We start from the raw sequence: 10,583 nt of genomic DNA, 5'->3' as shown, positions 1-10,583 counted from the left end.
GCGCGTCGTCTTTAATGGTAATGCGTGTAGGGTTACCGAAAGCATCATACGTATAACTCGTGTGGGCTTGCAGGGCACCTGCCGCATTGTTCTCTTTTACCCGTACTTCCTTGATTCCATTGGTCACCGGGTAACGTTCCAGTTCCATGTAGCTGTTTAACCCGCTCGTAGCCGGTGCCGTTACACTGCTGAGCAAATGGGTGGCTGCATCATACTGATACGTGCTCACCGTATTGGCGGGGTCCGTCTCTGTCAGCACATTCCCGTATTCATCATACGTACGCTGACTCACTTGTTCCGTCGAGCTGGAAGCACCCTGCACCGTCTTCGTGGTGGTTTTCGTTGGAGACGGCCAGCGGTTTGTCCGGTTGTACTCCATGGCCGTGGTCGTTTGCGTCACCCCGTCGTCTTGTTTGATCTGGGTGTTGTAGAAGACTTCCGGTGTATTGTCGTCGATATAGACTTTGTCGTAGCTATAGGTCGTTTGGGTTCTACCGTTGTTGATGGTGGTAGCGAAGGATGAATTGCTATTCTGAAACGATCCGCCGTCACCTGAGTAGGTATAATCGACGTGATTAGACTTATTCTCCGTGCCGTCGGCATAGGTGATCACATCTTCACGGGCTTTGACACGATTGACTGTTTCTTTTGCATAACTACCCAGTTTTCTAGAAAAAGGCTCATACGTATAGACAGTCTTAGCCATAGTCGGATGATGCACTTCTTTAAGCAAAGCGGAGTAGTTATTTTTCATCCGTTTTGCATTCACTAAATCAAAAGGCGTATTCTCAATCGAATAAATATAAGAAGTCTTTTTACCCAAAGGATCCGTTACTTGTGATAGTAGTTCCTTGTTTCCTTTCGGGTCCTTTATCTTGTCATATTTGACAGTCTTATCTCCCATCGTTACAGATACGGAGCTATTTTCATAGGCAATATTAATTTCATTCCCGATTGAATCTTTAATCTTAACTAATTGCCCTATTTTCTGATCATCCGTATTATTGTATTCAAATTGGATGGAATTCTGGTAGGCATCGGATATTTGAATTAATTCTCCATTAGTTGAGAAATATTGTTTTTGACCATTGAGATGCTTCAGCGCTTTTGTAGAAGTCTTATTCCCTACCCTAACGGAGATATCTTGAGTTAATTCAAGGTCTTTCCACGGATAACCGACTAGTATGTTCCCGTTTAATTCATAGGTAGCACCGCCGGATAAATGAATGGCTTGTTTATTCTTCTCTCTATTGTAGTCAATATAGGGAATATCCCAACTCCAGCCTTTGCCAATTGAGAATCTGTCTTCATTTCTAAGATCTTTAAGAATATTTCTATACCCCCATCTGTATGTGGGGTAATTTTGAAAAGTAGGATCCTTAATAACCTGCCCCGTCGTGTAAGCTTTGGTCATTAGATTCACACCATCTAACTGAACCGATTCTGTAGAAACAGGTCTACTATTGGGGTCATCCGGATTTACATAAGGCCATCCTTCGGCTAATGAATCTTTTACATCGTCATCAAACTCTTCAACAATAGATGGAATGGGATAAATCCAATATTTACTCTGCATGTGAAACTGAATAAATGAAACATATGAAGCATTAGAAAAACCAAATCTAGATGAATGGCCCTGACTGGTTTCTACTTGTTTATTGGCATATAGATAGAATAATCTTGTGTCTAATCCCGGATAATACCTTGTCTTATAACCTGAAGTATATTCAACATCTTTATCGTAATAAGATGTATTGGAACTGTCGTAGATCCGATTTAAAGAAAATCCTAAACCATTTCTACCCGGAAGCGTCATATCGGTTGTTTGTAATTGTAAAGAACCATTCATTACAGAAATATTCTCGTTCACAGCACTTGTAGAGAAAGGAGCATCCGTCTTAATATCTAAACGCTTCATTGCTAATTGATCATAACTTTGCGGGTAGCTGTTCGATGAAGTCAGACTTCTACCTTGCAATTCATAGGTATCGGATACAACAGTTTGTGAATTATCTTGTAATTCGAGCTCATGCTGTCCATACACTTGTGAACTAACTGTTTGTGGATCGAAATTAACTTCTGCTTTTTTCTTTTCGTAAGCCTCCAATGAATAGTCCAGCTTTTGAAGGTTTGTTTCAACATCTGGGTTTATTTTTTTAAGCGTTTCTTTGAAATCCTCGTTACCCGTTTGTAAGGCTGAATATATTTCTAGAAGCGTGTACCCTTTATTCAGCTCCTCAAGCAAAGTAATCTCCGAGATATGATAGCTGCGGCTAAGCCATTCTAGCGTTATAACTTCTTGATTATTAGAGGATGGACTGGCGGGTACTGTATCTGATGCACTGACTGCCCATGACTGTGTTAGGGGTGCTATCAGCTGTACAAATAAGCATAGTATGATTAACAATGATGTTTTGTTTTTCACTAAAAAGCCTCCTTATATTGGGTTGTAATTACTTTGAGTTGGCCTTAAGTTGTCGTCACTAGATCAATATCAGCCGTAAGTATAATGGATAACGGGCTGCTTGAAGCCGTGATTCCCCTCTGCGCTTGTGTTCTGGCTACGGGATGATATTCCCGTCAACTGACGTTTTCCTCAACGTTTTCTTTATTAGATTTCCATTGGGATCATATTGGTAATAGAGTATTTCCTTGTCGGATAGTCGCTGAAACTTTAATCTCCCATTAAGATCATAATAATATCTCGCATAATTTATATCTGGCAGATTTGATGTATAGGATACTATATTACTCGAAGCGGATACTTTCCCCGCATGATTAATTGCTTTAACAGTAAAAGAATTTATCTTAAATAGAAGAAATACATCTAACTGAACATTGTTTGTAAAGGTCTTCTCAATCAAATTATTGTTGTTATAGAGTTCATAATACTGCACGTCAATCTTATTGTTATGTTCCCATGTGAGTGAAACCGAATCGGCTGTTTCTTCTGCTATTGTTAACTCCGTTGGAGCGTCCGGAACTAGTCTATATATGAATGATTCACTAGGGGCTGATATATTCCCAGCTGCATCTTTGGCTCTTATTGTAAATACATTCGCTTCATTCAAAGTTTGTAAACTTACAGAGGCATAATAGGGAGTGGTAGTTAGAATGTAATCATTACCATTAAAAAGATCATATCTCGTAGGTCCGTTAGGATTAATGGATTCATTCCAAGTTAATTTAAGTACTGAATCCGTAACGCTATGAATTCTTAGATTTAAAGGAACTGAAGGAGGAGTCTTATCAATCCGAGCCGTTGAAGAGGCAATCTTGCTAGGATATCCTCCCTGATCAATGGCTTGTGCTTCAATTATCGTACTGCCTTCATTTGTAATGCTGACAGGTCCAGTATAAATGGCCCAGTTCCCCGTAGTTCCTGTTGATTGGTTGATTAATCTGTACTTCAGCTCTCTTGTGGAGGCGGGTGATGTGATGTTAACCGTAACAGGTTGATTGGTCCAGTTGTCATTTGATAATGAGATTACAGGTGCATCCGGAATCCCGTAAGTGATACTAGCTGAGAAAGAAGTGACAAATCCCGTAATCTCATTCCCATCTTCAACATAAACAGGTACCTCAGCTGTGGCATTATTGATATGCCACAGACCTGGCTTTTTGGCTCGGATATCATCTCCGCTAATCTTAAAAGTGTGTTGCCCGGTTAAAATATAGTTGTTAAATACAGTTACATTCGGACCGTTAAGGAAACTGTAAGTCATCATACCGCCGCGGGCGTTCGGATAATCCCCCCAATATCCCGAGGTTCTAATTTTGAATCCGGTTGTGGAAGTAAATGAAGCCTCAATGACTTCCAAAGAACTTATGGAAGGAAACTCTACAGATAATCCAATTCTAGGGCCTGCGGCTCTAGCTTCTTTCGTTACCGTTGTCGGATCGATGACCATCGGATACACGAGACCCTTATCATCCAAAATAATTTCTAGAACCTGACCTTCTTTAGTCGTGTTCAGCGAAACCTTCAGACGGTCATAACGAAGCTCCTCACTGGAGCTGTCTTTTACCCACATAGGCGGGATAGAGAATTGCAATTCTCCTTTCTTATCTAAGAAGTCCACGGAACCATCGCTGTTTAATTTACTCTGCACTCCACCTGTCTTAAGCTTAAAGCTATACTTTTTTGGGGCTTTCTCGTTTTTTAAATGCACAAGCATTTTCAGATCCGAAGGATTTACCATATAGATCAGATCCGCGTTGTCCCACGCGTCTGTGTATGTAATCGTATTATCTTTCGTGATACCGGTTACATTATGGCTATTTAGTGCTTCATACGTTACAAAATTGCTCTCGCTGGAGAACTTAATCGGCTGCTTACTTTTTTTATTAAATTTTACTTGGAATGAGTTTTCTTTTACTCCGAGTTCATACTCTTTATCCGTCGTATCTGCTTGAATGGAGGTATTGATTTCTTTCCATGTTTGTCCTTCTTTATAATGCAAAGGCTCATTGGACATTAGAGTGGTACGGGTATTATCTTTATTAAGAAAAGTTTTGCTGTTCGGTGTCCGGTCTTTTTCGATTTCCTTGCTGTGCTTTTTATCGCTTTTTTCCCTTGCGAGAAATGACTTGTTAGCGACTTGTTTCTCTACTAGATCATCGATCATCGTTTGTTTCTCAGTTAATTGTAAAGGGGCTGGTTTAGCTGTTGTCTGATCTTCAACTGCAGTTGATTCCTTAAAATTAACCTTCTCTGATGCACTGTTCGCATAATTCACGGTCGGAAAAAGATTCATCACTAAACACAATGAAATCATAAAACTGAGAAATAATTTGAACATTTTCTTTTGAATCTTCATACTTAAACCCTCCACTATAAATGATAGACATACTTGAATCTCCCTTCATTACTGCAAATTACAGAATTTTCTTAAACTACTGTATTAATACATATGTATTATCTTGTTTGTAAAATTGTTTTACAATAGAATGTTTTGATATAATTTAATTTATTATGTCGAAATTGATTAATTTCACGCAAAATTTATTTGGTTTTTACATAATTACAACATTTCTTTATTAAAGTTTATTTCGATCTAGAGAATACCTCTTCTGCAATTTAATAGATGACGGTTCAAACACATGGCAACTAATTACTAACCGGCAGGATCAGAAATACCACTTACAATTCAAGGTGTTTCTTGGGCAATGAGCTAACCTTGTTCTTCAATAAAGTCTGTCCCCATATAACGTTAGATTTAGTTAACTGTACTATCACACAAAAAAAATCGCCTGCCCCATTTCCGCCCCAAAGGGCCGAACAAGACAAGCGATTCCCCTACTGCTTACACCCTACACAAACTTCCCTGCCGCCATCACAGCACGGCCGTCCAGCTCCACACTCGGCTGCTTCACGACGCAGTCGATGTGAACACCTGCGGCGATGGTGCCGCCGAAGGTGTTGTTGCTGCCGAACGCCACGTGGATCGTGCCGTACACCTTCTCGTCCTCGAGGACGACACCGGTGATTCTCGCTTTATCGTTCGTGCCGATGCCGAACTCGCCGAGAAGACGGCCGTCCCCGTCTCCGAGGGTGCGCAGCAGCTGCCCGGCGGCTTCGCCTTCTGCGCTGACGATGCGTCCCTGCTGAATAGTCAGCAGCAGCGGAGCGTTCAGCTTGCCGATTCCGGCGACGGAACCGTCAATCAGAATCTGGCCCTCGGCCTTGCCTTCAACCGGAGCGATGTACGCTTCACCCGAAGGCAGGTTGCCGGATTCGCCGCGATTGACGTACATGCCCGTGCTCGGCACGCCGCTCCGGCCTGCGATCGGGAACGTGAGGACGTAGCCGTCCTTCTCGATCCGCACGTTCTGAGCCTCTGTGAGCAGCCCGGTGACCTGCAGGGTCAGCTCCTTCACCTTGGAATAGTCGGCCGTAATCGCGCCTTCCATGAACATGTCCTCGGTGATGCTCGGCATCGTAGCCACGCGCACACCGGCAGCAGCGGCCTGCTTGCGGGCCGCTGTATGCGTCAGCGAGTGTTTCGTGATGCAGACAGCGGCATCGGCGCCCAGCATCGCGCTGGCTACGGCAGCCGGAGGCTCTTCGCCTGAACGGCTTCTTTCCTGCATGACCATCAGCATGGATTCCGCGCCCAACAGCTTGCCCGCTTCGTAGAGCGATTCAGCCAGCTCTTTTTTATCATCGTCGGCCACGACCAGGAACACTTCTCCCTTTTTCAATCCCAGGCAGTCCCTCAGCAAGTTGCGGCTAATCTCAATTCTTTTGTGGCTCATATCCATTCATTCCTTTGTCTGTAAAAGTTCTGCTTCCATGTAAGTCTACTCTGCTTTTTTAATCCCGCAAAAAATCTCTCCGCAAGACGCATCCCACAGAATAAGTTGATACCATCTCTCTTCTCAAGCTTACTCCGCTTTCCTCCAAAGCTCAAATCATCTCCAAGGCTAGCTTAACCATCCGTGCATTGAATAAAATAACCGGGAGTCCCGTTGCGCCCTTCAGTACGCCTTTAAAAAACAGCTCCAGATTGCCGTTCGCCTGATTGAGCGCTTCCTGAGCGTTATTGCCGATTTTGGTTTCACGCGCCCCCTTGCGTAGCCTACTGCCGGCCGGATAAAGCCAAAAAAAAGATCTTTCAAGCCGCTGTATAAGCGCCTTGAAAGATCCGGGAATTACGGAGTTTTGATCCAGTCCAGATTAAAGCGTGTGAACAAAATTTCGCCGGATTCCCCTTCGTACAGCAGGCCGATGCTCTTGTCCGGGAGCACGGTTAGAGACGAGTAGGAGTAGCTGCCCGGTGTGATTACTTTGGAGTAAGCCCACGTGGAGCTTCCGTCCTCGCTTAGACGAACCGTGCCGTTGGTGCGGCTTCCCGTGCTCGCCGGATTCGAGAAGAGGACGCGGCGCTTGCCGTCTCCTAGATCAGGGAAGTTCACGGCCGAAAGCTGGCAATAAGGTTCAGGCAGCGCAGAGTCGAACGTCACATTATCGTCCCATGTGGCACCACCGTCACTGCTGGTCGCTACCGCCACGCGCTTCTGGGCGGACGTGTTGCGCATAAACATTTTGAGACCGCCGCCGGTAACCTCAATCACCGCATCTTCGGTGAGCTGGGCTGTGCTGACGTTAAGCGTCTGCGAATTCAGAACGGCTCCGTTTACGACACGGCCGTCGTTCGGAGATTCGCCCCTTTTCCAGGTTTTCCCGTGATCGTCGCTGTAAATGACCGCGCTGGACTGGTAGCCCCCGGTGTTCGTGTAATAGACCGGGAATACGAGCCGTCCCGCGTAAGGACCCGAACCGATGGCAATGCCGTTTCCGGGGCCTGTGCCCATAAATTTCATCCAGTCCGCTTTGACCTGTGCGTTAAGGTCGACCGGAGCGGACCAGGTCAGACCGTCATCGGTGCTCTGAATGATCTGAAGGTAAGACGTGCCATACTCGTGCAGGCTTTCCGGAGCGATGCCGGTCTTGAGATAAATATTGCCGGCATAAGTCGCGCCGTTGTACACGTCTCCGTTATCGCGTACCGTGTAAGTCGTCACCGCGCCCGCGCTGTTATAAACGGCTCCCCCTGCTCTCAGCGTATAGGCAGCTCCGGAGTTGTCCGTCAGTATCTTGTTGCCGTTGGCATCGAAGCCCGTCCCGGCCTTCGCCTGCCCGAATCCGTAACCGCCGGGGAAATGGTCGACCAGAGCGAAAAGCGTGCCCGTCGCCGGGTCCTGCATAAGCTCGGAGTCGATTACGGACGCCCCGTTGTATCCGGAGCCGGGATAGTCGATCAGCACCTGGATGCTGTTCCAGGTCTGTCCCCCGTCCGTGCTTCTGCGGATTGCGAAATTGATGTCGTTCGGGCTGTCCGCATTACCCGGAATCCGCTGGTCAATGCCCGCAATCAGCGTCCCCTTGCTCGTGGTGAACAGGGACGGAATGCGGTAGCCCGCCGATCCGAACATATTCGGACCGAAGAGCGCGGTTGGAACCGTTTTGAACGCATTGCCCGTTAAAGTCGCCGCCGAAACCGGCGCGCTCCATTCGCCCGTACCGCGGCTGTTGCGACCGCGAATCTTGTAGGTATGCGTGGAACCCGCCGCTAGCCCTGTGTGCAGGTATGGCGATGTTACTCCGCTGATAACGGTACCGTCCGCCTCCAGATCGTAACCGGTCGCTCCGGCAGAGTCGTTCCAGCTCACGTATATTTCCGATGACTTGGTCGCTTTGGCGGACAGCCCCCCCGGAGATGGAGGGGTACCGTCTCCGCCCGGCACGTAAACGCCGATTTCCGCAGCGGAAGCGAAGCCGCCTGTTCCTGCGAGCGCTTTCAACTTAACATAGCGGACGCCATTCGCCGCGACTACGGCTGCTTTAAGCGTTTTATCGTTGGCCCAGGTACCGGATACCGATTTGGTGAAAGCCGTTCCATCGGCACTCGTATAAATTTCGTAGCTCGTGATCGTACCGTTCGCCGAGCTATCCTGTCTGGGCAGATAGGTCAGTTTGGAGAGACTGTAAACCCCGCCGAGGTTCAGCGTAAGCTCTCGCGTCGTATCGGTACCGCTCCAGAGCGTGTGCCACATCGTGCCCGTGTTTCCATCCAGCGCTTTGACCGGCTCGTTGCCGGTCTGGAAGCTCGATGCGGATGCGGTCATCGCGTTTTGAGCAAGCGCTCGGTCCGTACTGACGGCAAGAGCTTCATCCGCGGACAGGGCTTTGTCGTAGAGCTGCACGAGAGCGATATCACCTGCATAGTACCACTGGCCTCCGCCGTTATCCCCATTTCGGCCGATCCACATGCCGTCCGGCGTTTTCACGTTCGGGAAGAAACTCGTCGATGCGTCCGTAACACTCAGCGCACCGTCGATATACATGGCAGTGCCTCCGCTTCCCACGGTCAGGACGACCGTATGCCAGTTTCCATCGTTGATAACGGAAGAAGCCGGAGCGTTAAGTTTCGTCGCGTAAACGCCGTTTTCACGATTTTCAAAATACAGGGAACCGCCGTTTATCGTCAGTGACATGTTGCTGGAAGGATCTTTCGTATCCGATAAACTGAAAATCGTTTTGACCGCCGCACCGCTTGATGTTCTTACCTTCGCGGCAATCGAACCTTGCGCAAGACCGGACACCCTTGAAATATCCGATGTGAGATCGGTGAAATCCGCCGTGCCGTTAAACGTTTTGTTTACGGGATAGTCCAGGACGGGCGCTGCCGGCAGAGCAGCCGAGGCAAGTCCCGCTGTCAGGCCGGAACCCAGAAGCCATAAAACCAATGCGAGCGATAACACTTGAACGACCGGCGAAAACAGTTTGTTTTCCTTCAATAAAACAACCTCCCGGGGTGTATGATTTTTAAAACTGTCTTCATTTTAGGCCCTGCCGGACATGCTTGAAATCCCTTACTTTTTACTTTAAGGGGTCTTGTTTTGACCTATTGACCTATTGAGAGGGATTCTTGACCTTTCGGCCGATACTTCTTCATGTATTTTCCATCCCGGTTACTTCCCCCCAATTTTATATCCGTGACTGGCACTCCGAGCGAAGAACAAGGAGGCAGCTTTCATCCCTTTACGGCCGATCCATTTCATAAAAGGGGCTGCCTCAAAAATGCACCGGAGAACGAATCCGTCGCAAACGTTGAACAAAAAGCCTTCATACCCACAGCTATGGGGTTTGAAGGCTTCTCTGCTGCTTGAAAGGCTATGAGGGATTCGTCCGCCTGAAACCCACGCTCCTCCGTCCTGACCGTCCCGGCCATCGTCGGCAGGCTCACCGTACGCAGCGCGCCGCCCCCACGCGTAACCCGAGTCACGCACTGAGCTTCGCGCCTCCGGTATTGACGCCGACGGCGGTATCGGAGGGTGCGATGCTCGCCGAGTTCGCAGTCATCACCGCCAAAGGCCCTCCTTAAGACAAGCGGCTGCCGATCGCATCCACATAGCGGGCGACAATCAGCTGCGGACGGGTAATCGCACTGCCCACGACTACATAGGATGCTCCGGTTTCCAGCGCCCGGGCCGCATCCGCGGGCGTCCAGATGCGCCCCTCGGCAATGACGGGCACCTTCGCACGGGAGCACAGCCCCCTCAGCAGCTCGAAGTCCGGCTCTTCCTGCTGGAGGCTGTAAGCGGTATAGCCCGAAAGAGTGGTCCCGATGAAGTCGACGCCCAGGCTTTCGGCTGCAAGCCCTTCTTCCAGCGTAGAAATATCCGCCATTACGAGCCTGCCCTTCGAATGAGCATACTCAATGAGCGGTTTTACCCGCTCCAGCCGGTCTTCCCGGCTAGTCACATCCAGCGCCACAATGTCGGCTCCCGCCTCCACGATGGCTTCCACTTCCTCCAGTGTCGGCGTGATAAATATGCCGGAGCCGGGAATATCCCGCTTGATGAGACCGATTACGGGCACATCCACCTCTTGTTTGATCGCCGCAATATCGTGGGCACCGTTGGTCCGGATGCCGATCGCGCCGGAACGTACGGCCGCCCTGGCCATTTTGGCCATGGTGTCGCCGCCGTGCAGCGGCTCGTCCTCCAAAGCCTGGCAGGATACGATCAGACCTCTGGCAAGAAAAATATCGTGTGTATTCATCTCATTCGCTCCT

Annotated in this window: 4 protein-coding genes and 1 pseudogene; all 5 read right to left on the bottom strand. The window is 48.3% G+C overall.

What is annotated here, in order from left to right:
- Positions 1-2,425, bottom strand: a pseudogene (locus AR333_RS01355) (hypothetical protein); the annotation flags it as partial.
- Positions 2,426-2,561: 136 nt separating this feature from the next.
- Positions 2,562-4,820: a fibronectin type III domain-containing protein gene (locus tag AR333_RS01350; RefSeq protein WP_068773560.1), complete on the bottom strand. Its 2,259-nt coding sequence runs from the start codon at positions 4,818-4,820 to the stop codon at positions 2,562-2,564.
- 493 nt (positions 4,821-5,313) lie between these two features.
- Positions 5,314-6,258 (bottom strand): aminopeptidase, encoded by a 945-nt coding sequence (locus AR333_RS01345; protein WP_068773559.1) that lies wholly within the window; start codon positions 6,256-6,258, stop codon positions 5,314-5,316.
- 396 nt (positions 6,259-6,654) lie between these two features.
- Positions 6,655-9,303: an exo-alpha-sialidase gene (locus tag AR333_RS01340; protein ID WP_068773558.1), complete on the bottom strand. Its 2,649-nt coding sequence runs from the start codon at positions 9,301-9,303 to the stop codon at positions 6,655-6,657.
- Between the two features lie 583 nt (positions 9,304-9,886).
- The gene (locus tag AR333_RS01330; RefSeq protein ID WP_068773556.1) at positions 9,887-10,570 is read right to left on the bottom strand and encodes an N-acetylmannosamine-6-phosphate 2-epimerase; all 684 of its coding nucleotides are present in this window, start codon (positions 10,568-10,570) and stop codon (positions 9,887-9,889) included.
- Positions 10,571-10,583 lie beyond the last annotated feature (13 nt).

The sequence above is a fragment of the Paenibacillus sp. FJAT-26967 genome (assembly GCF_001541095.1).
In the GTDB taxonomy this organism is placed as follows: Bacteria; Bacillota; Bacilli; order Paenibacillales; family NBRC-103111; genus Paenibacillus_F.
The sequence above is the reverse complement of the archived record's forward strand: the minus strand, read 5'-3'. Positions and strand labels throughout refer to the sequence as shown.